The 21133-nt window shown below is 57.6% G+C and carries 19 protein-coding genes and 2 pseudogenes; 15 read left to right on the top strand and 6 right to left on the bottom strand.

Translation table 11 applies throughout. The features are described from left to right. Positions 1-126 precede the first annotated feature (126 nt). The 8 genes from tkt (at position 127) to RZ517_RS09095 (ending at position 7071) form a co-directional block, all read left to right on the top strand. The gene (gene tkt, locus RZ517_RS09130; RefSeq protein WP_338547792.1) at positions 127-2142 is read left to right on the top strand and encodes a transketolase; all 2016 of its coding nucleotides are present in this window, start codon (positions 127-129) and stop codon (positions 2140-2142) included. A 419-nt stretch (positions 2143-2561) separates the two neighbouring features. Further along, the gene (gene gap / locus RZ517_RS09125) at positions 2562-3563 is read left to right on the top strand and encodes a type I glyceraldehyde-3-phosphate dehydrogenase (RefSeq protein ID WP_338547790.1); all 1002 of its coding nucleotides are present in this window, start codon (positions 2562-2564) and stop codon (positions 3561-3563) included. Positions 3564-3760: 197 nt separating this feature from the next. Beyond that, positions 3761-4021, top strand: coding sequence for a PepSY domain-containing protein (locus RZ517_RS09120; protein ID WP_338547788.1), 261 nt, complete (start codon positions 3761-3763; stop codon positions 4019-4021). A gap of 58 nt (positions 4022-4079) precedes the next feature. Beyond that, the gene (locus RZ517_RS09115; protein WP_338547786.1) at positions 4080-4595 is read left to right on the top strand and encodes a helix-turn-helix transcriptional regulator; all 516 of its coding nucleotides are present in this window, start codon (positions 4080-4082) and stop codon (positions 4593-4595) included. A 60-nt stretch (positions 4596-4655) separates the two neighbouring features. Next, positions 4656-4799: a hypothetical protein gene (locus RZ517_RS09110; RefSeq protein WP_338547785.1), complete on the top strand. Its 144-nt coding sequence runs from the start codon at positions 4656-4658 to the stop codon at positions 4797-4799. Between the two features lie 33 nt (positions 4800-4832). Next, complete coding sequence (gene gap / locus RZ517_RS09105; protein WP_338547784.1) at positions 4833-5840, top strand: type I glyceraldehyde-3-phosphate dehydrogenase; 1008 nt, start codon at positions 4833-4835, stop codon at positions 5838-5840. After that, positions 5837-6262 carry a RidA family protein gene (locus RZ517_RS09100; protein WP_338547782.1) on the top strand — a complete coding sequence of 142 codons (426 nt, stop codon included), beginning with the start codon at positions 5837-5839 and terminating at the stop codon, positions 6260-6262. The genes gap (RZ517_RS09105) and RZ517_RS09100 overlap by 4 nt, the downstream gene beginning before the upstream one ends. Positions 6263-6456: 194 nt before the next feature. After that, positions 6457-7071 (top strand): outer membrane protein, encoded by a 615-nt coding sequence (locus RZ517_RS09095; protein ID WP_338547780.1) that lies wholly within the window; start codon positions 6457-6459, stop codon positions 7069-7071. A 6-nt stretch (positions 7072-7077) separates the two neighbouring features. Here the strand turns inward: RZ517_RS09095 and coaD are convergent. The 3 genes and pseudogenes from coaD to RZ517_RS09080 all read right to left on the bottom strand — a co-directional run bounded on the left by coaD (position 7078) and on the right by RZ517_RS09080 (position 9090). Beyond that, positions 7078-7576, bottom strand: a pseudogene (gene coaD / locus RZ517_RS09090) (pantetheine-phosphate adenylyltransferase). Between the two features lie 124 nt (positions 7577-7700). Next, positions 7701-8135: a CBS domain-containing protein gene (locus tag RZ517_RS09085; RefSeq protein ID WP_338547779.1), complete on the bottom strand. Its 435-nt coding sequence runs from the start codon at positions 8133-8135 to the stop codon at positions 7701-7703. A gap of 58 nt (positions 8136-8193) precedes the next feature. Then, on the bottom strand, positions 8194-9090 hold the full coding sequence (locus RZ517_RS09080) for a LysR family transcriptional regulator (RefSeq protein ID WP_338547777.1): 897 nt from the start codon (positions 9088-9090) through the stop codon (positions 8194-8196). 118 nt (positions 9091-9208) lie between these two features. On the opposite strand from RZ517_RS09080, the gene RZ517_RS09075 reads away from it, so the two are divergent. Then, positions 9209-10708: a CoA-acylating methylmalonate-semialdehyde dehydrogenase gene (locus RZ517_RS09075; protein ID WP_338547775.1), complete on the top strand. Its 1500-nt coding sequence runs from the start codon at positions 9209-9211 to the stop codon at positions 10706-10708. Positions 10709-10815: 107 nt separating this feature from the next. Here the strand turns inward: RZ517_RS09075 and RZ517_RS09070 are convergent, their stop codons facing one another. Beyond that, positions 10816-11598, bottom strand: a complete 783-nt coding sequence (locus RZ517_RS09070; RefSeq protein ID WP_338547773.1) for a lysophospholipid acyltransferase family protein — start codon at positions 11596-11598, stop codon at positions 10816-10818. A gap of 229 nt (positions 11599-11827) precedes the next feature. On the opposite strand from RZ517_RS09070, the gene RZ517_RS09065 reads away from it, so the two are divergent. Together RZ517_RS09065 and RZ517_RS09060 are read left to right on the top strand one after the other, a co-directional pair. After that, the gene (locus RZ517_RS09065; RefSeq protein ID WP_338547771.1) at positions 11828-12955 is read left to right on the top strand and encodes a carboxylate-amine ligase; all 1128 of its coding nucleotides are present in this window, start codon (positions 11828-11830) and stop codon (positions 12953-12955) included. A gap of 120 nt (positions 12956-13075) precedes the next feature. Then, positions 13076-13642 carry a L,D-transpeptidase gene (locus RZ517_RS09060; RefSeq protein WP_338547770.1) on the top strand — a complete coding sequence of 189 codons (567 nt, stop codon included), beginning with the start codon at positions 13076-13078 and terminating at the stop codon, positions 13640-13642. 134 nt (positions 13643-13776) lie between these two features. Here RZ517_RS09060 and RZ517_RS09055 read toward each other — a convergent pair whose 3' ends face one another. Beyond that, positions 13777-14544 (bottom strand): methyltransferase family protein, encoded by a 768-nt coding sequence (locus tag RZ517_RS09055; RefSeq protein ID WP_338547769.1) that lies wholly within the window; start codon positions 14542-14544, stop codon positions 13777-13779. A gap of 213 nt (positions 14545-14757) precedes the next feature. Here RZ517_RS09055 and RZ517_RS09050 point away from each other — a divergent pair, with 213 nt between their 5' ends. From RZ517_RS09050 to RZ517_RS09035, 4 genes are all read left to right on the top strand, one after another. Then, positions 14758-15900 carry an acyl-CoA dehydrogenase family protein gene (locus RZ517_RS09050; protein ID WP_338547767.1) on the top strand — a complete coding sequence of 381 codons (1143 nt, stop codon included), beginning with the start codon at positions 14758-14760 and terminating at the stop codon, positions 15898-15900. 7 nt (positions 15901-15907) lie between these two features. Continuing rightward, positions 15908-16957: an enoyl-CoA hydratase/isomerase family protein gene (locus RZ517_RS09045; protein ID WP_338547765.1), complete on the top strand. Its 1050-nt coding sequence runs from the start codon at positions 15908-15910 to the stop codon at positions 16955-16957. Further along, entirely contained in the window at positions 16954-17829 is an 876-nt protein-coding gene (gene mmsB / locus RZ517_RS09040) for a 3-hydroxyisobutyrate dehydrogenase (protein WP_338547764.1), read from the top strand. The genes RZ517_RS09045 and mmsB overlap by 4 nt, the downstream gene beginning before the upstream one ends. Positions 17830-17919: 90 nt before the next feature. Beyond that, complete coding sequence (locus tag RZ517_RS09035) at positions 17920-18231, top strand: excinuclease ABC subunit A (protein ID WP_338547762.1); 312 nt, start codon at positions 17920-17922, stop codon at positions 18229-18231. Here RZ517_RS09035 and uvrA read toward each other — a convergent pair. After that, positions 18232-21089 (bottom strand): annotated as a pseudogene (gene uvrA / locus RZ517_RS09030) (excinuclease ABC subunit UvrA). Positions 21090-21133: the final 44 nt, after the last annotated feature.

Raw genomic sequence — 21133 nt, 5'->3', positions numbered from 1 at the left:
TACTTTAGCCAAAGGGTATGTAAAATGCGCCCCCCGATGCAAATCGCAGGCCGGACGCGCTTGATCTTTGAGAGTGGGCTGATATGCACCTGCCCAACAGAACCTAGCCCCAAAGGAAGCTGCCCCGTGGATATTGCCGCCCTGCGCTCTGCAAACCCCGATCATTGGAAAAAAGCCACCGCCATCCGCGCCCTGACATTGGATGCCGTGCATGCCGCAAATTCCGGCCACTCCGGTGCCCCGATGGGCATGGCCGATGTGGCCACAGTGCTTTTTGAAAAGCACCTGAGGTTCGACGCAAGCGCGCCGCAATGGCCGGACCGAGATCGCTTTATCTTGTCGGCGGGGCATGGCTCGATGCTGGTCTATTCGCTGCTCTACCTCACTGGTAGCCCGGGCATGACGCTCGATCAGATCAAAAACTTCCGGCAATGGGGCTCAATCACGGCAGGTCATCCTGAGAATTTCCTGCATGACGGGATTGAAACCACGACAGGCCCACTGGGACAAGGGATTTCCAACTCCGTTGGCTTTGCCATCGCCGAGGAAGCGCTGCGGGCACGGTTTGGCAAGAAACTGGTGGATCACTACACCTATGTCATGGCCGGAGACGGGTGTTTGATGGAAGGTATCAGCCAAGAGGCCATTGGGCTTGCCGGTCGTCTGGGCCTCGGCAAACTGATTGTGCTTTGGGACAACAACAACATCACCATTGATGGCACGGTTGAGCTTGCTGACCGCACCGATCAGGTCAAACGCTTCCGAGCGTCAGGCTGGCAGGTTCTCGAATGCGACGGACACGATCCGGAGGCCATTGATGCAGCGTTGACCAAAGCTAAAACAGGCCGCCGCCCGACAATGATCGCTTGTAAAACGCATATCGCCTTGGGCCATGCGGCACAGGACACCTCCAAGGGCCATGGTGCATTGACTGACCCGGATCAGTTGAAGGCCGCAAAAGACGCCTATGGCTGGAGCGGTGGCCCCTTTGAGGTGCCCGCTGATATAAAATCCGCTTGGGAAGCCATCGGCACGCGCGGCGCTACGGATCATGCGGCCTGGGCCGCCCGACTGTCCGAGCAATCTGAGCGCCGTCAGGCCGAATTTGCCCGGGTTATGGCCGGGGACGTGCCAAAGTCCCTGCCCTCGCGCATCCGCGCGCTGAAAAAGCAGATTTCCGAAGAGCAGCCCAAGGTTGCCACCCGAAAATCCAGCGAAATGGTGCTCGACGTGGTCAATCCGATCATGGCCGAAACCATTGGCGGCTCTGCGGATTTGTCTGGCTCCAACAACACCAAGTCGAAAGACATGACTGTCTTTGATGAGGGCAACCGCAAGGGGCGCTACATCCATTACGGCATCCGCGAACACGGCATGGCCGCAGCGATGAACGGCATGGCCCTGCATGGCGGGATCAAACCCTATGGCGGCACGTTCATGTGTTTCACCGATTACGCGCGTCCCTCCATGCGCTTGGCCGCGCTGATGAAAGTGCCCACGGTGTTTGTCATGACCCATGACAGCATCGGTCTGGGCGAAGACGGCCCGACGCACCAGCCGGTTGAGCATCTGGCGATCAGCCGGGCGACGCCCAACACGATGGTTTTCCGCCCTTGTGATACGGTGGAAACGGCGGAGTCCTGGGAGCTGGCTTTGTCCTCAAAATCAACACCTTCCGTGCTGTCCCTCACGCGTCAGGGCCTGCCGACGCAGCGCACCGAGCACAAACAACGCAACCTCACCGCCCAGGGCGCCTATGTGCTGGCCGATGCCGACGGCAAACGGCAGGCACTCCTCATGGCCACAGGGTCTGAGGTCGAGATTGCCATGAAAGCGCGCGATCTGCTGCAAGCCGAGGGAATTGGCACGCGCGTCGTCTCCATGCCCTGCTGGGAGCTTTTCGAAGAGCAGGACGAGGCCTACCGCCGCAAAGTCCTGCCCGGTGGCCCAGTGCGGGTCGCTGTCGAAGCGGCCATCCGCTTTGGCTGGGACCGCTGGCTTTACGGCGAACGCGGCAAACGCGAGAAATCCGGTTTCATCGGCATGCATGGCTTTGGCGCGTCCGCCCCGGCCGATGTGCTCTACGAGAAGTTCGGCATCACGCCTGAGGCGGTGGCGGAGAAGGTGAAGTCGTTGCTTTGAATGATGCAATAAGACCTATTGCTGCTTGAAGCCTGAATTGCGGACTTTGCTGCCGTTGAGCATCCTCGCGCGGAATCAAGGGCCGCAGGCCCGCCGCGCGATCGCAATCCCGCGGTCTGGCCATCGCACGGCTTTAAGTTCTGTTCCGCTAAGAGCTCAAAGCCGCCATTTGCCACAACGCCACCTCCTCGGTCATCTCCCGTAGGGTGGGTTTCCAACCCACCTACCCCATAGCCCTGTGTCGAAACACCGGCAAAATCCCCCGCCATACACGCAATTGTTTCCGCGTTACGCGCCCCAACCTCCCGTTTGCGATAACCGTTACCGCAAACACCTTGAAACAGGGCATTTTCCACCTTTCGGGCCGGAGAACCTGGGTCTATATGCCTGCCAAACCCCTTCGTTTCAGGAGATTGTTCATGACCATTACCGTCGGCATCAATGGCTTTGGCCGCATCGGACGCTGTACCCTCGCCCATATCGCCGCCAGCACCCGCAATGACATCAAGGTGGCCAAGGTGAACGCCACTGGCCCGCTGGAGACAGCCGCGCATCTGATGAAATATGACAGCGTGCATGGCCGCTTTCCCAATGAGATCACTCTGGGAGATGGCACCATGGATCTGGGCCGTGGACCGATGGAGATGTTCTCGACCTATGACATGGACGAACTGGACTGGTCCGGTGTGGATGTCGTGCTGGAATGCACCGGCAAATTCAACGACGGCGAAAAGGCCAAGAAACACCTGGAGCGCGGCGCCGGCAAGGTTCTGCTCTCGGCCCCCGGCAAGAACGTGGACCGCACTGTTGTATACGGCGTGAATGATCAGGACATGCAGCCCGGTGAGCGCATGATCTCGAACGGGTCCTGCACCACCAACTGCCTGGCCCCTGTGGCCAAGGTGCTGCATGAGGGCATCGGCATCGAGAGCGGTATTATGACCACGATCCATGCCTATACAGGCGATCAGCCCACGCTCGACCGCCGTCACAAGGACCTCTACCGCGCCCGTGCCGCAGCCATGTCAATGATCCCGACCTCCACCGGGGCTGCCAAGGCGCTTGGTGAAGTGCTGCCGGACCTTAAGGGTAAACTTGACGGCTCAGCCATCCGCGTGCCCGTGCCGAATGTCTCTGCCGTAGACCTCACTTTCATCGCTAAGAAAGACGTCACTGAGGCGGACGTGAACGAAGTCGTGGCTGAGGCCGCAGGAGGCCCGATGAAAGGCGTTCTGGGTTACGATCCCGAACCCAAGGTCTCGATCGACTTCAACCACACCGAGGAAAGCTCAATCTTTGCCCCCGACCAAACCAAGGTCACAGGCGGGCGTCTGGTGCGCGTGCTGGCCTGGTACGACAATGAATGGGGCTTTTCCTGCCGCATGGCCGATGTGGCCGTCGCCATGGCGCGCCTGTCGTAAGATTTCGCTCAAAGACCTGATTTCAAAGACCCTCGTCGATCGCTCGGCGAGGGTTTTTCTTTGTCTGGCCACATAAACTTTGGTGATAGAGCGCCTCATATCCCACCAAAGTGCGATGGGATGAACGCCGCCGCATCCCCAGTTTCGCTGCATCGGGGCACACCCGCCCCTGCACTGAAACGGAAAAGGAACACATCATGAAACGCATCATCGCACTTACCCTCGCCGTCACCGCCGGTTCTGTCGCGGCTTTTGCCTCTGACAATGCGGCATTGGATGCCGACACATTGGCCGCGATTTCCACGCAGATAACCGATCAGGGCTATCAGATTGTCGAGATTGAGGCCGAGGATGGCGGCTATGAGGTCGAGGCCAGAAAAGACGGCGCGCTCTATGAGCTGACGCTTGATGCCGATCTCAAGGTGATCGACACCGAGCTTGAAGATGACGACGACTGACGCCGGTTCTGCTTGACTTTGCTGGAAAAGCAAGGCCGGGCCGCGTAAAGCTTTGCCCATGAGCAAAGCGATCATCGAAAAACCCGGCCTACTTGTGGCTCTGATCGCGGTGCAGCTTTTGTGCACCGCGTTCTTTTTGTGGGACGTGGTTGAGGATTTTCGCAGTGGTGCCTTTTTCGGACCAGCGCCGGTTTATGCCACAACAGAAGCGCTTGCCGCAGTTAGCCTAGGACTGGCCGTTGTTGTGGAACTTCATATTCTGCGAGGCTTGATGAGACGGAAAGCCCAGTTGGAAACGCAAGTCTCTGTGGCGTCCGGCGCACTCAGCGACGTGATCTCAGCCCATTTTGACGCTTGGACCCTCACCCCCGCAGAGCGCGATGTCGCTCTCTTTGCTATCAAGGGATTTTCCATCGCTGAAACAGCAAAACTGCGCGGCGCAGCGGAAGGCACGGTGAAGTCTCAGTTGAACGCGGTTTATCGTAAGGCGGATGTGCAAGGTCGCGGGGCTTTGCTTGGGCTTTTGATCGATGACCTTGTCGCAGCACCGCTAATCGGCGCGGCAAAAGGTTGAATCCTTGCAAGCCTGCGTGCGCTGAGGCATATCTTATTCAAAATAAGAACACACAGGCGCATGACCAACAAAACTGCCCTTTTCCTCGGTGCCCTTGTACTCATTGCGCTTCTCATTGATATCGTATTCTTGGACATGAACGGATCGCTGTTTCTATCGCGAAAGCTTGTGGACTTCATTGAGTGGCTGAAATTCTGGCGGTAACGTTACCATAACCCGCCGCTCAGGAGTTCACCCATGCCCACACGCCTTGCTATCAACGGATTTGGCCGAATTGGGCGTAATGTTCTGCGAGCACTGCATGAAAGTGGGCGAGATGATCTTGAGGTGGTGGCGATCAACGATTTGATGCCGCTTGAGACCAACGCAGCTCTTTTGGAGAACGACACGGTTCATGGCGCCTTTCCCGGTGACATTACCCGAGGCGATTCCAGCCTCGATATCGGACGCGGACCTATAGCAGTTTTTGCCGAACGTGATCCTGCTGCCCTGCCCTGGGGTGATGTGAAGGTCGACATCGTGTTGGAATGCACCGGCGTCTTTCGTGATGTGCCTGGAGCGTCGAAACATCTTGAGGCCGGGGCGAAACGCGTCCTGATCTCTGCTCCCGGCAAGGGTGTCGAGCGTACCGTCGTCTATGGCGTCAACGAAAGTGAGATCACCGCATCAGACACCATCGTGTCAAACGCGTCCTGCACCACCAATTGCCTGTCACCGATTGCCAAGGTTCTGGATGATGCCTTTGGCCTCAAGCGCGGTTTTGTCACCACGATCCATTCCTATACCGCGTCTCAACGATTGCTGGACAGCGGTCACAAAGATGCCCGCCGGGCGCGGGCTGCCGCCGAAAACATCATCCCAACCACCACCGGGGCCGCGCGCGCGGTGGGACTGGTTTTGCCGAAACTCGTGGGCAAACTCGACGGCACCGCCATTCGTGTGCCCACACCGAATGTCTCGGCCATCGACTTCACCTTTGAGAGTGAGACCAACCTGACGCCGGACGCTATTGAGGCCGCGGTGGTCGCCGCCAACAATGGACCCATGGGTGCCGTTCTGGGCGTCTCAGACAAGCCACTCGTCTCACGCGACTTTAACCACAACCCGTTGTCCTGCGTGTTTGACACACATGAGACCCGCGTGCTGGACGGCACGATGGGGCGCGTGTTGTGCTGGTATGACAATGAGTGGGGCTTTTCCAATCGGATGCTGGATGTGGCCGCAGTGATGGGAGATTTATCATGACTGTCCGACTTCTTGCCAACCCGCCTGGCACATGGCCGCGCGATGGATTTCCGATGAACCATGCCGTGGTTGAACCAGAAGGGCAACGCGTACATTTGACCGGACAGGTGGCATGGGATGCCAAGGGCGCGCTGATCGGTGGGGACGATGCAGAGGCGCAGACCCATGCGGCGCTGGATCACATAGAGAACATTCTTGCCGCAATGGGTGGTGGCATGCAGGATATCGTCTCGCTCACGACGTATTTTACCCGTGAAGAAGATAAAGATGGCATCACACGGGCACGCGCGGCGAGATTGCACCAAGAGTTTGGACCAGTCGCGACAGGAATACAGGTTGCAGGACTTTGGGCCCCGGAACTTCTGGTCGAATTGACCGTCATCGCCGTTATTCCGTCAGATCGTTTTAAACGACCCGAATGATATGAGTCCGGCCGGCCTGTAGCGCGCCGGCAGGACCTTTCCAATTATACGCTGGCTGTGGTTGCCATCATAGTCAGGCGCGTCTGACCTCATGGCCTTTGTCCATGCGTTAACCAAAAGTTAAGGTTTTGCGCCCGGATGCCACGCACCTGTGCTAATTCGCACTCATTCGAATTAAATTTAGCGAGTGTGCAATGTTGAAGTTTCTGAGTGCCGCCCTGGTTATGGGCCTGTTGACCCTTTCCCCTCTGCCAACCCATGCGCAAGACACCATGAACGGCTGGTATGCCGGCGGTTTTGTGGGATACGGTGCGAGCACCTCGCGCTGGACCCAAGGGGCTGTCAGCACTGGGGATTTCAGCACGGGTGGTATGGTTGCCGGGCTTTATGGCGGGCGCAACTGGCAGCGCGACAAAACCGTTTACGGCGTAGAGCTTGAACTTGCAGTCAGTGAGATCGAAGGGGCGACACAAACCAACTGTGTGGGCTGTCGCACGGACCTCGACAGCTATGGCTTTGTCAAAGCCCGGCTAGGTCGCGATACGGGGCGGGGTTTGATCTATGGCGCTTTGGGATATGGCGCGGCCAGTGTGACGCAAATGCTGACCGGCAGTGGTCACAGCGCCGGCATCACGCCCGGCTGGCAGCTTGGCATTGGATATGAAGCACCCTTTCAGGAAGGATGGAACCTGCGCGCCGAAGCCGCCTATATGCACTTTGATGGGGCTAGCAACACGCTCAGCGGACCGATATCTGTAGATGTCGGTGGGGTGACAACGCTCAAGCTTGGGCTGACGCAGAAGTTCTAAACAGCCTTACCGCTTGGCGTCGTACTTTGCGGTCAAAGCTGTATTGACTTCAGGCGGCACAAATTTGGACACATCCCCCCAGCCGGGCGATTTCCTTCACCAGCTTGCTGGCAATCGCCTGCCGGCGCGCATCGGCCATCAGGAAGACCGTTTCAATGCGGTTGTCCATCGCCCGGTTCATACCGACCATCTGGAATTCATACTCGAAATCCGCTACCGCGCGCAGACCGCGAATGATGACGCTGGCCCCAACATCCCGGGCACAATCTATGAGCAGGTTTTCAAAAGGATGGGCAACGATCTCAACGCCAGTGTCCTTGCAGATCCCTGCGCATTCGGCTTCGACCATGGCGACGCGCTCTTCGAGGGAAAAGAGCGGCCCCTTGTCACGATTGATCGCCACACCGATGACAAGCCGGTCCACAAGCGTTGCCGCGCGTGCGATGATATCGGTATGGCCCAACGTGATTGGGTCAAATGTGCCAGGGTACAAACCAATGCGCATGACAGAGGCCTCTTTCATCAATTGTCGGAGCAAGCAACACCAGGACCGGGGTGATTGCAAGCGTCGGGCGTCGAATTGAGTATTTGTGGAACAGTGAAATCAGAGACCGTGCGCCATTTGCGCGTCAGTGCCCCATCACCATGCTTTCCAGCGCCTCTTTCTCCATGGAAAGCTCTTGCAACCGGGCCTTGACCACGTCGCCGATTGTCACGATGCCGACCAATGCGCCGTCTTCCACCACCGGCATATGGCGAAATCGCCCCTCGGTCATGCGGCCAAGCACGTGATCGGCGCTGTCCTGACGCGAACAGCAAACCGGATCAGGCGTCATCAATTCGGAGACCTGATCATTCAGACACCCACCGCCCTTTGAGGCAAGCGCGCGCACGATGTCTCGTTCCGACAGGATGCCATCCGCGGATTTGCCGTCGCCTGAAACCACCAGACCACCGATGCGGTGTTCGGACAAAAGCGCAGCCGCGTCAGCGACGTTTGTCCGCGGCGTGATGGTGATCACAGCATCATTGCCTTTGGACTGCAAAATCTGTTGGACGATCATTTTAGGTCCCTCTTCCTGAAAATTTCTGTGTTCAGCGTCTCTTAGACGCAGAATTCTGTCAAGTTTTAGCCTCAAGACGCGCCACCTCTTGCCGAATGCCGGTGCCGAGCGCCTCGGCAAACCGGTTCATCCGCTCAAGCCTGCGATCATCTTCGTGCCGCACAAGATAGAAGCTGCGAGTCAGGGAAAATACCTCTGGAAGGACCGTGATAACGTCATCAAACCAGGCGCGTGCAAAGTCATGCACGATGCCAATACCGCCGCCTTGCTTGATCCAGTTCATTTGCACCGACACAGAGTTTGAGGCCAGCGCGACACGTTCGATACCGGTTTCATGCAGGTAGTCCAATTCCTTGTCGAAGATCATGTCCGGGATATACCCCACCATGCGATGCGCCTTGAGATCACTTAACGCAGTGATGGTTGGCGCTTGACGCAAATAGGCTCCAGAGGCCGCCAGATGCAGGCTGTAATCGCTGATTTTCTGCACGCTGAGCCGTCCGGCCGTGGGCGGGCTGACGGCTACAACCATGTCCGCCTCGCGGCGGGTCAGACTAAAGACGCGCGGTTGTGCGACAATCTGAACCTCCAGCTCGGGGTTCTCGGCAGCGATGGATGCACAGACCTGCGGCAAGAGGAAATTCGCCACACCGTCAGGTGCGCCAATGCGTATTTGGCCCGACAATCCCCCGGCTTGGCCAGCCAGTTCTTCTGAGGCGTCCTGCATGGCAAGCTCGGCGCGGCTGGCATGGGCCATAAGCCGCTGGCCTGCGTCTGTGAGGGAGTATCCGGTTGGAGACTTGGCAAAAAGCGGCGTGCTGTAAACATGCTCTAGCCTGCCAATGCGCCGCCCCACCGTGGCCGGATCAAGTTTGAGCGCGCGCCCTGCCCCTGACAGGCTCTCAGACCTTGCAACAGCGAGAAACACGCGCAAATCATCCCATTTGGCATCCATTGTCAGCTCCGTTTAAATCCGCAGCGCTTTGCAAAAATGCAAAACCTTTTTGAGACATTGCCTCTTTTACCACAAAAAATGCAACACTAGTCTCCGCACAAAATCTTGGAGGAGTGCCATGAAAGACCTGACGCATTACATCAACGGCGAACGCGTGTCCGGCACGTCGGGCCGCTTTTCTGACGTCTTCAACCCCGCCACCGGCGAGGTGCAATCACGCTGTCCGCTGGCCAGCAAGGAAGAGTTCGACCAAGCGGTCGAAATTGCCGCCGCCGCACAGCCGGCCTGGGGCGCCACCAACCCGCAGCGCCGCGCGCGGGTGATGATGAAATTCGTGGATCTGCTCAATCGCGATATGGACAAACTGGCCGAGGCGCTGAGCTCGGAGCATGGCAAGACCTTCCCCGATGCCAAGGGCGATGTGCAGCGCGGGCTGGAAGTGGTGGAATACTGCATCGGCGCGCCACAGATGCTGAAGGGCGAGTTTACCGATAGCGCCGGTCCCGGCATTGACATGTATTCCATGCGTCAGCCTTTGGGTGTGACGGGTGGCATCACTCCGTTCAACTTCCCCGCCATGATCCCGATGTGGATGTTCGCCCCGGCGCTGGCCTGCGGCAACGCGTTTATCCTCAAGCCGTCCGAGCGCGATCCGTCTGTGCCGATCATGCTGGCTGAATTGATGGAAGAAGCCGGGCTGCCCAAGGGCCTTTTGCAGGTCGTGAATGGTGACAAAGAAGCAGTGGATGCGATGCTGGACAATGAGACCGTGCAATCCATCGGCTTTGTCGGCTCAACGCCCATTGCCGAGTACATTTACGGTCGCGGCTGTTCCAACGGCAAGCGTGTGCAGTGTTTTGGCGGCGCCAAGAACCATATGATTGTCATGCCAGACGCTGATATGGATCAGGCCGCCGACGCGCTGATCGGTGCAGGATATGGTGCGGCGGGCGAACGCTGCATGGCGATTTCAGTGGCCGTGCCTGTCGGCGATGAGGCTGCAGATAAGTTGATTGAAAAACTCGTGCCTCGAATTGAGAAACTGAAAGTCGGCCCCTACACGGCGGGCGACGACGTGGACTATGGCCCTGTGGTTACGGCAGCGGCGAAACAGAACATTCTGGGCCTTATCGAATCCGGCATTCAACAAGGCGCTGAACTGGTGGTCGATGGCCGCGACTTCTCATTGCAAGGCTATGAAGACGGGTTCTTTGTCGGCCCGCATCTCTTTGACCGCGTCACGCCAGACATGGATATCTATAAAAAAGAGATTTTTGGTCCTGTCCTTTCGACTGTGCGCGCGGGCAGCTATGAAGAGGCCATCGGTCTGGCCATGGACCACGAATACGGCAACGGCACCGCGATTTTCACGCGAGATGGTGACGCGGCCCGCGACTTCGCCAACCGGATCAATATCGGCATGGTGGGTATTAACGTCCCTATCCCAGTACCGCTGGCCTATCATACGTTCGGTGGGTGGAAGAAGTCGGCCTTTGGCGATCTCAACCAACATGGGCCTGATGCGTTCCGCTTTTACACACGTACGAAAACCATCACCTCGCGCTGGCCTTCGGGCATCAAAGAAGGCGGTGAGTTCAACTTCAAAGCGATGGATTGAGGGACCAAAGGTCTAAAAAGTAGCGCTTGCTTTAAAGGGTTTTCCGCCGCCAGGCCGGAAGACCCAATGGCCAAGTAACACCAAGACATCGTACGAGGGTGCTTGCGCTACTCAAGGCGACCGAGGTCGAAAGCCGCCATCATGGCGGATCTGAGTCGTTCAACATCTTCGTCGACCGACGCTGTTAAATCACAGGAAAAAGGCGCCAAAACTTGGACCTCGACTGTTCCGCTCCGAGGGTTGAACCTTCCACGCGGTAGCAAAAGGTCCGAGTTGTGGATGACGATCGGTCGAATGGTGCGTCCCGTCTGCCTCGCCGTTAGAACCGCACCTGCTTTGAATGGTCCCAAAGTGTGCGTTGTTGTACGTGTGCCTTCAGGGAAGAGCACCACAGAGCGCCTGGGAGACATGGCACGCACCGCATCGCTAAGGGTGTCCAACGCCACTTTGCCACTCTTGCGATCAATTTCAATCAGACCTGCACCTGCGAAACCAGTGCGAAGCAAGGGTGCATCGCAAAGCTCTTTCTTCGCTGCAAAGGTGAACCATTTCTCATCTGGCACTGTGTCCATCAAGATGAACCCATCCAAATGGCTGCGGTGGTTTATGACGATCACACTGTTTGCGTCGGCCGCCAGCGTCATCTTGTCTGCCTCAGATACCACGGTCCTAATGCTTAGAAGCCAGAGAAGCCTCTTGCATGCGCGTTTCACAAAGCGCCAATACCACCCTCGAAACCCCTGCCGTCGCCCACACAAAAGCGGCACAAACGCAATGAAAATAAAATAGACAGGCCCGATCACCAACAATGCAAAACGTTTGAACATTCTGACGGCAAAGGTGTTGATGGGCCGAGTGGCCGAGCGATGTGTGGTCTGGTTGTGTGCCATGGGTCCTTACTTTTTTCGCCGATCTGGCAGAAGGTTTGGGTCATGACGCCTGACCACATGCATCGGTCGTGTTGCACTCTCCTTAGCGGTTTGACAGCATGTGGGCTACGGCTATCACAGCAAAATATAAAAATACTGCATCCATCAGACGCACCCTATTCCCCTTGGCACAACGTCTGTTCCTTGCTTTTCTGCGTGTGTCAAACCTGCATTGGAGCGCCTGGGATCCATGGACACACCGGAATTCACCATCGGGGTCGAAGAAGAATACCTTCTGGTCGACCGTGACTCTTTGGCTTTGTCAGAAGCACCAGCAGATTTGATGAAGGCTTGCGCGGTCGAGCTTGAAGGGCAAGTTGCACCTGAGTTTCTCAAGTGCCAGATCGAGATTGGCACAAAAGTCTGTGCAAATGTGGCCGAGGCGCGCGAGGACCTTAAACGATTGCGCTCTTGCGTCTCCAGACATGCCGCCGAGCACAACCTGGCGCCGATCGCCGCGTCTTGTCACCCGTTCTCAGATTGGCGCGATCAGCATCACACCGACAAGGACCGCTACAACGACCTTTCCAGCGATCTGGCCGGTGTTGTGCAGCGCATGCTCATCTGCGGAATGCATGTGCATGTGGGCGTGGGCGCGCCAGACAGGCGGATCGACCTGATGAACCAGCTTAGTTACTTCCTGCCGCATTTGCTGGCGCTGAGCTGTTCCTCGCCTTATTGGCAGGGCCGCGACACCGGGCTTGATAGCTATCGGTTGACCGTGTTTGACAACCTGCCCCGCACCGGTTTGCCGCCGCATATGGACAGTTTCGGAGAGTTTGAGCGCGCGGTGCAAATCCTTGTCGATCTGGGTGTGATTGAAGACAGCTCAAAGATCTGGTGGGATTTGCGCCCGTCCTCGCGTTTTCCAACGCTGGAGTCGCGTATTTGTGACGTGCAGCCACGATTGGAGCACACCTTGATGCTGGCCGCACTGACGCAGGCTCTGACCCGCATGCTCTGGCGATTGGCCACCAAGAACCAGCGCTGGCGGCTTTATGACCGGTTTTTGGTCGATGAAAACCGCTGGCGGGCCCAGCGGTATGGTGTGCGTGAAGGGCTGATTGATTTTGGGCGTCAAGAGATCGTATCGACCTCTGATCTTATCGAAGAACTGGTTGAATTGCTCGAAGAAGACGCGCTGTTCTTTGAGTCCATGGCAGAGATCGAAACCGCGCGGGATGTCATGCGCACGGGTACGTCATCGACCCGGCAAAGGGCCGCATATGAGGCTGCGCGCACGTCGGGCGCAAATCATGATGCGGCCCTGCAGGCGGTTGTGACGCATCTGATTGAAGAGTTTCACGCCGATTTATAGCCAATTTACGATCACACTCGCGTGAGAAGCAACGGCTGCGACATGTCTGCCTCTCGTTTTTTGCCGCGTCAGATGTCATTTTGCGCGATGAACATCGTCACTGCGAAGGAGCAGATCGCCATGTCGAAATTCAAGATGACGCGCCGCGCGCTTATGATGGGGGCGGCGACCACTTTGGCCACGCCAGCCATTTTGCGTGCAGAGACGCTGAGCACACAATCGGCAGTACGCCGCAATGCGTCTTCGTTCCAGACGCGCGATTGGTCGAACTACTTCGATGATCTGGGCGTCGGACGCATCGTTTGCGACATCGATAGCCGTGCGCTGCATCACTGGTCCGCCGATGGCACTTACAAACTGTACCCGTCCTCTGTGCCGATGACTGACGAATTGACCCGCCGTGGGTACACCGAAGTTGTCCGCAAGAAGGTTGGCCCAACCTGGACGCCCACCGCCAACATGCGCCAACGCGACCCCAGCCTGCCGGCCTTTATGGAAGCGGGCCCCGGCAACCCGCTTGGCACGCATGCGATGTATCTCAGCTGGCCTGCGTATCTCATCCACGGCACGCATGACACTCGCAAGATCGGGCGGCGGTCCTCGTCTGGCTGCATCGGTCTCTACAATGAGCACATCGCCGAAGTATTCGCCAAGACGAAAATCGGCACCAAGGTTCTGTTGCTGTAGTCGATGGCAGACAGGTCAAGTATTCAGCAGGCGCGAGCACCAATGCTCGCGCCTTTTTCAGTTGTCTAAAGCGTTTCGCCTTTTGCTGATGTCTGAGGTTAAAGGCGAAACGCTTTAGTCTGATGCACAGATGATCAGCCCACCGCCACAGGGCCTTTTGGTTTGCGAGCCTTGAACCGCGGCAAAAGCATTGGTGTTGAGCGCCGGTAAGCTTCGTACTCTTCGCCAAGTTCTGCCACAAGCGTGTCTTCCTCATGCCGCGTGCCGACAAGAATGTAGGCCGTCATGGCAAGATTGAACACCAGTCGACCGACCGTCATATGCGGCACGCACCAAAGCGAAATGAGGATCCCCGTCATCATGGGATGCCGTACAATCCGGTAAAGAAACGGGGTCACAAAAGTGGCTTTTTTCGACTGGGACTCACTTAGAAAACGGTACGCCTGCTCCAGACCGAAGAGATGGAAGTGGTTGATCAGGAACGTCGCGAAGAGAAGCACCGCCCAGCCGAAGAAATATCCCGCGCACAACACAAGAGCGAGCGGTGTCCCGGACGTATCCCAAATCGTGATCGGAATGGGCGACCACAGAGCCATCAGGCCGGCGGTGGACACAGTTGTTACAAGGAGAAATGTGCTGCGTTCAACGGCGGGGTGCACAAATTGTGTCCACCAGGCTTTGAACCTGGCGTCGGCCATCACGCTGTGCTGCAGCCCCCAAAGCGCAACCAAAATAACATTGGCAACCACTGCTGGAACGAGGGGCAACTGCGGAGAGAGTGGCGAGGGTTGATTAATCGTCACAGGCAAAAACAAGCCTTCGATGAATAGGATCAGCGCGACAAGCACTGTTACCGCGAAGAAATAGCAAATCAGGCTGTAGGCCATGGCGAGAAGTCTCATGAGTGTCTCCAATCTTGACAAGGTCAGTGATAAAGACCGGGCTAGACACCACAGCTTTCAGTTGAATGTCAGACCAAGGGGTTTTGAGTTTCAAATGTTTCAGTGCATTTGAGGCGGACGTGCCCTACCCCTTGCAATACTCCTGCAACACTTGATAATTAAACACATGTTCAATTATTACCAACCAAGGTCGCTGGGACGGGAGGGACCGCTTTGGATTTCGCTCTGAGTGAAGAACAGTCGGCCATCTTCGACATGGCTTTTGCGTTTGGCCAGGACAACATCGCCCCACATGCGCGCGACTGGGAGGCACAAGGCACCATCCCCAAGGAACTTTGGCCGCAGGTGGGCGAGCTGGGCTTTGGCGGGCTTTACGTGAGCGAAGAAAGCGGTGGCTCGGGCCTCACGCGGCTGGATGCAACGCTGGTCTTTGAAGCGCTCAGCATGGCCTGCCCTTCGGTTGCCGCGTTTCTGTCCATTCACAATATGTGCGCGCGGATGATCGACAGCTTTGGCTCGGATGATTTCAAGGCGCGCGTCCTGCCCGACGTGATCCCGATGAAAACTGTGCTCTCCTATTGCTTGACCGAACCGGGGTCTGGTTCAGACGCCGCTGCGCTCAAGACCCGTGCCGCTCGAACCAACGAAGGCTATACGCTCAACGGCACCAAGGCGTTCATCTCCGGCGGCGGGTATTCGGATGCCTATGTCTGCATGGTGCGCACGGGCGAGGATGGCCCCAAGGGGATCTCGACCGTCTACGTGGAAGACGGGGCGCCGGGACTAAGTTTTGGTGCTCTGGAGGACAAGATGGGGTGGCGCAGTCAGCCCACGGCGCAGGTTCAGTTCGATGACTGCGCAATCCCGGCTGGAAACCTTGTCGGCGAGGAAGGCAAAGGGTTCAGCTATGCCATGGCAGGGCTGGATGGCGGGCGGCTCAACATCGCGGCCTGTAGCCTGGGGGCGGCGCAGCAGGCGCTCGACATGACCAAGGTCTACATGAAAGAGCGCAAAGCGTTCGGCAAATCCATCGACCAGTTCCAGGCGCTGCAATTCCGCCTCGCCGATCTTGAGATTGAACTGCAGGCCGCGCGCGTGTTCCTGCGTCAGGCCGCGTGGAAGCTCGATACCGGCGCCCATGACGCAGCCAAGCACTGCGCCATGGCCAAGAAATTTGTCACTGAGGCCGGAAGCCACATCGTCAACCAGTGCCTTCAGCTACATGGCGGTTACGGGTATCTCGCTGACTATGGCATCGAAAAACTCGTGCGTGATCTGCGGGTGCACGAAATTCTCGAAGGCACCAACGAAATCATGCGCCTGATCGTTGCGCGGCATATGCTGGCTGAGGCATAAGCGCTCTATGAGTGACATCCACATCCGCATCACCGGGCGCGCGGGCAGGGTCACGCTCACGCGACCCAAGGCGCTGAATGCCATGTCCTACGACATGTGTTTGGCGATTGAAGACGCGATTGATGATTGGCGCGACAATGATGCCGTTGATCTCGTGATCATCGACGCGGAGGGCGACAAGGCGTTTTGCGCAGGGGGCGATATTCAGGAGCTTTACGATACGGGCCGCGCAGGCGATTTCGCATTTGGTCAGACCTTCTGGCGCGATGAGTACCGGCTGAACGCCAAGATCGCGGAATACCCCAAACCCTACGTGGCCTTCATGCAAGGCTTTGTAATGGGCGGCGGTGTGGGCATTTCCTGCCACGGCTCGCACCGGATCGTGTGTGAGAGCAGCCAGATTGCCATGCCCGAATGCGGCATCGGGCTGGTGCCGGATGTGGGCGGCTCGCTTATTCTGGCCCACGCGCCGGGGCGACTGGGCGAGTACCTGGGCACGACAGGCACACGCATGGGACCGGCAGACGCAATTCTGGCAGGGTTTGCTGATACTTATGTACCGCAGGAGTCCTGGCCCGACCTGATTGCCCGACTGGAAGAGACCGGCGATATGTGCCTGATCGCTGAGGCCAGTGGCACACCACCCGAAGGCAAGCTAGCGGCACTTCAACCACAGATCGATGCCGCGTTCGGCGGAGAAGACTTGCGCGCCCTTCTGAACGCGCTCAATTCCGAAGACACCGAATTCACGGCAAGCGCGCTCAAGGCGCTTGGCCGCAATTCACCTCTTTCCATGGCCTGTGCGATTGAGATCATCCATCGCCTGCGTGGGCCAACCGCCGATATCCGCAAAGCTTTGGAGCTGGAATACCGCTTTACTTTTCGCGCGATGGAGCATGGAGATTTCCTTGAAGGCATCCGTGCCGCCGTGATTGACAAGGACCGCACCCCCAACTGGCAGCATGACCTTGACACTCCGCCCTCGCTGGCCGCGACACAGATGTTGATGCCTCTGGGCAAAGACGCACTGAGATTTAACGAAGGAGACCCGGCATGAACATCGGATTTATCGGCTTGGGCAATATGGGCGCGCCCATGGCGGCCAACCTGGCCAAGGCGGGTCATACCGTGATCGGTTTCGACACCGCAGGCACCAAAGCCGAAGGCGTCGAGACAGCAAGCACCGCCGAAGCGACGGCAACTGAAGCGGATGTGGTCATCACCATGCTGCCCAATGGCGCGATCCTGCGCGCCGTGGCCGATCAGGTGATCCCGGCCATGAAAACTGGTGCGGTGCTTCTGGATTGCTCCACCGTGGATGTGAACAGCGCCCGTGCTGTGGCAGATCAGGCAGAGGCGGCGGGCCTCGGCGCGCTGGACGCGCCGGTCTCGGGCGGCATCGGCGGCGCTCAGGCGGGCACATTGACATTCATGGTGGGCGGCACCGACCAGGCCTTTGCCACCGCCCAGCCGCTCTTTGAGGTGATGGGTCAAAAGGCCGTACATTGCGGCCCCTCGGGCAATGGGCAGGCGGCGAAGATCTGCAACAACATGATCCTTGGCGCGACGATGATTGTCACCTGCGAGGCCTTCGCGCTGGCCGACAAGCTTGGCCTTGACCGTCAGAAGATGTTTGACGTGGTCAGCACCTCGTCAGGCTATAGCTGGTCGCTCAATGCCTACTGCCCTGCCCCCGGCATCGGCCCCTCTTCTCCGGCTGACAATGACTATAAACCAGGATTTGCATCAGAACTGATGGTCAAGGACCTCGGGCTTGCCATTGAGGCTGCGAAGTCGGCAGACGCCGATACACCCATCGGCCAACTGGCACTCGCGCTTTACACAAAGTTTGTCGAGGAGGAAGATGGACGCGGCCGCGACTTCTCGGCGATGCTGCCAAGGTTTGAACGGCGCGGCCATCGAGGCTAGGCCATGCGCGGGGTTTCGCCCGCCGCAAAAAACCATCGAAACTTTCCGGCGCACCCGCGTTATAGAGGCGTCGATTACTGGAGATGACCCATGCGTTTCACGCTTTTTCTTTTCGCCTTCGCGCTCAGCCTGTCGCCCGACGCCGGGCTTGCGTCGCAAAAACACTGCCCGCCGGGCCTTGCGAAGAAAAACAACGGCTGTCTGCCCCCTGGACAGGCCAAGAAACTATATGGTGCCGGCGACCGAATTAACGGTGACTACATCATCCTGCGCAATCCGGGCCGACATGGTCTTGATCCGGATGAAACCTATTACAGGGTCGGCGACTACGTCTACCGCGTCGACCGTGATACGCGCGAGGTTCTGGACCTCATCGGCGCGATTGCACGCGTGCTAGACTGATCACTCCGCCGCCACTTTGCGCGCAGTCAGCATGTCCTTCAGATAGTGCCCAGTGTGGCTGCGCTCGACTTCGGCCACATCCTCTGGCGTGCCCACGGCAACAATCTCACCACCTCCATCTCCACCCTCGGGACCGATATCGATGATCCAGTCGGCGGTTTTCACCACATCGAGATTATGCTCAATCACGATCACCGTGTTGCCCGAGGTAACCAATTCATGCAGCACTTCCAAGAGTTTACGCACATCCTCAAAGTGTAGTCCCGTCGTGGGTTCATCGAGAATGTAAAGAGTACGACCCGTAGAGCGTTTTGAAAGCTCCTTGGACAGTTTCACGCGCTGCGCCTCACCCCCTGAGAGCGTGGTCGCCTGTTGGCCCACCTTGATGTACCCAAGGCCCACTCGCATGAGCGCATCCATCTTCTCACGAATGGATGGCACCGCCTTGAAGAACTCTTGCGCATCCTCAACGGTCATGTCCAAAACGTCCGCGATGCTTTTGCCCTTGAACAGGATTTCCAGCGTCTCTCGGTTGTACCGCTTTCCCTGACAGGTTTCACAGGTCACGTAGACATCCGGCAGAAAGTGCATCTCGATCTTGATGACCCCGTCACCTTGGCAGGCTTCGCAACGCCCGCCCTTGACGTTAAAGCTGAACCGACCGGGCTTGTACCCGCGCGCCTTGGCTTCGGGCAGCCCGGCAAACCAATCGCGGATGGGTGTGAAGGCCCCGGTATAGGTGGCCGGGTTGGACCTCGGTGTACGCCCAATAGGTCGCTGGTCAATGTCGATGACCTTGTCCAGATGCTCCAGCCCCTTGATCGTTTCGCAAGGCGCAGGCGTCTGACGTGCGCCATTCAACTTCATCGAGGCGGTTTTAAAGAGAGTCTCGATTGTCAGTGTGGATTTTCCTCCACCGGACACCCCCGTCACACAAACGAATTTTCCCAAAGGAAACTCGGCATCAATCGCTTTAAGATTGTTGCCTGTCGCATTGATAACCTTGACAGACTTGCCATTACCTGTGCGCCGCTCTGTTGGCACCGCGATTTCACGCACGCCTGAAAGGTATTGACCGGTGATCGAGTTCTTGTCACCCGCCACCTTGTCCGGTTTGCCGTGGCTGACGACATCACCCCCATGCAAACCGGCGCCAGGACCAATGTCAAAGACGTAATCCGCGGTGCGGATGGCTTCCTCGTCATGTTCCACGACGATCACGGTGTTTCCCTGATCCCTCAGATTCTGCAGCGTGGTCAGCAACCGCCCATTGTCGCGCTGGTGCAGGCCGATAGAAGGCTCATCAAGCACGTAGAGCACCCCTGTCAGGCCAGAGCCTATCTGACTGGCCAGTCGGATGCGCTGGCTTTCCCCCCTGAAAGAGTGCCTGCCGAACGGCTGAGCGTGAGATACTCGAGTCCTACATTGTTCAGAAAACCCAAGCGCTCACGAATTTCCTTCAAAATCGCGCGCGCAATCTCGTTTTTCTGCGCGGTCAGATGCTCCGGCACATTCTCGCACCATTCAAACGCCTCGCGAATCGACATTTGCACCACCTGCCCCACATGCAGGCCCGCGATTTTCACCGCCAGCGCCTCATCCCGAAGCCTATACCCCTCACATTTCCCACAAGGACGGTTGTTCTGATAGCGTTCAAACTCTTCGCGGATCCAATTGCTATCGGTCTCGCGATAGCGGCGTTCCATATTTGGGATGACGCCTTCAAAGACACGGCTCACCTGATAAACACGCCCCGCCTCGTCATAACGGAACTGAATTTCATCTTCGCCTGAGCCATACAAAAACACTTGCTTCACATGCGCAGGCAGATCCTTCCACGCAGATTTCTGGTCAAACTCGTAATGCTTGGCAATCGCCTCAATCGTTTGCAGGAAATAAGGTGACTTGCCTTTGCGCCACGGGGCCAATGCGCCGTCATCAATACGCAACGCCTCATCCGGCACCACCAGCCGCTCGTCAAAGAAAAGCTCCATCCCCAAACCGTCACAATCTGGACAGGCCCCAAAAGGCGCGTTGAACGAAAACAGCCGCGGCTCAATTTCCGGAATGGTGAACCCGCTGACCGGACAGGCGAAATTCTCGCTGAACGTGATGCGCTCTGGCTCTTCCTCCTTGGGGGCCGTTTCCAACACAGCGATCCCGTCGGCCAAATCCAATGCGGTGCGTAGACTATCGGCCAGACGCGTCTCCAACCCGTCTTTGACCACGATCCGGTCCACCACCACATCAATGTCATGGCGGAATTTTTTGTCGAGCGTCGGCGCGTCATCAAGGTCATGAAACGCACCATCAACCTTGACCCGCTGGAACCCCTGTTTGCGCAATTCCAGGAATTCCTTACGGTATTCGCCCTTCCGGTCGCGCACGATGGGGGCCAGTAGATAGGCGCGCGTGCCCTCCTCCATGCTCATGATCCGGTCGACCATGTCCTGCACTTGCTGCGCCTCAATCGGTTTGCCAGTGGCCGGGCTATAGGGCGTGCCGACCCGCGCAAACAGCAGGCGCATGTAGTCGTAAATTTCTGTCACCGTGCCCACAGTTGAGCGGGGATTTTTCGACGTCGTCTTCTGCTCAATCGAAATTGCAGGAGACAGCCCGCTGATGTGATCCACATCGGGCTTTTCCATCATATCAAGGAATTGCCGCGCATAGGCGCTGAGGCTCTCGACATAACGCCGCTGCCCTTCGGCATAGATCGTGTCAAACGCCAAAGACGACTTGCCCGACCCAGAGAGTCCAGTGATCACAACAAGCTCATTGCGGGGAATATCCACGTCGATGTTCTTGAGGTTATGCTCGCGCGCGCCGCGCACCTCGATGTTTTTCAGCTCGGCCATGGGCCCCCCGGTTCACGATGCTCAACACATAGTTTACGCAGTCC

Origin of the sequence: Roseovarius sp. S88, assembly GCF_037023735.1 — a bacterium.
Taxonomy (GTDB): Bacteria; Pseudomonadota; Alphaproteobacteria; order Rhodobacterales; family Rhodobacteraceae; genus Roseovarius; species Roseovarius phycicola.
This window is presented reverse-complemented; position numbering and strand designations above follow the sequence as displayed.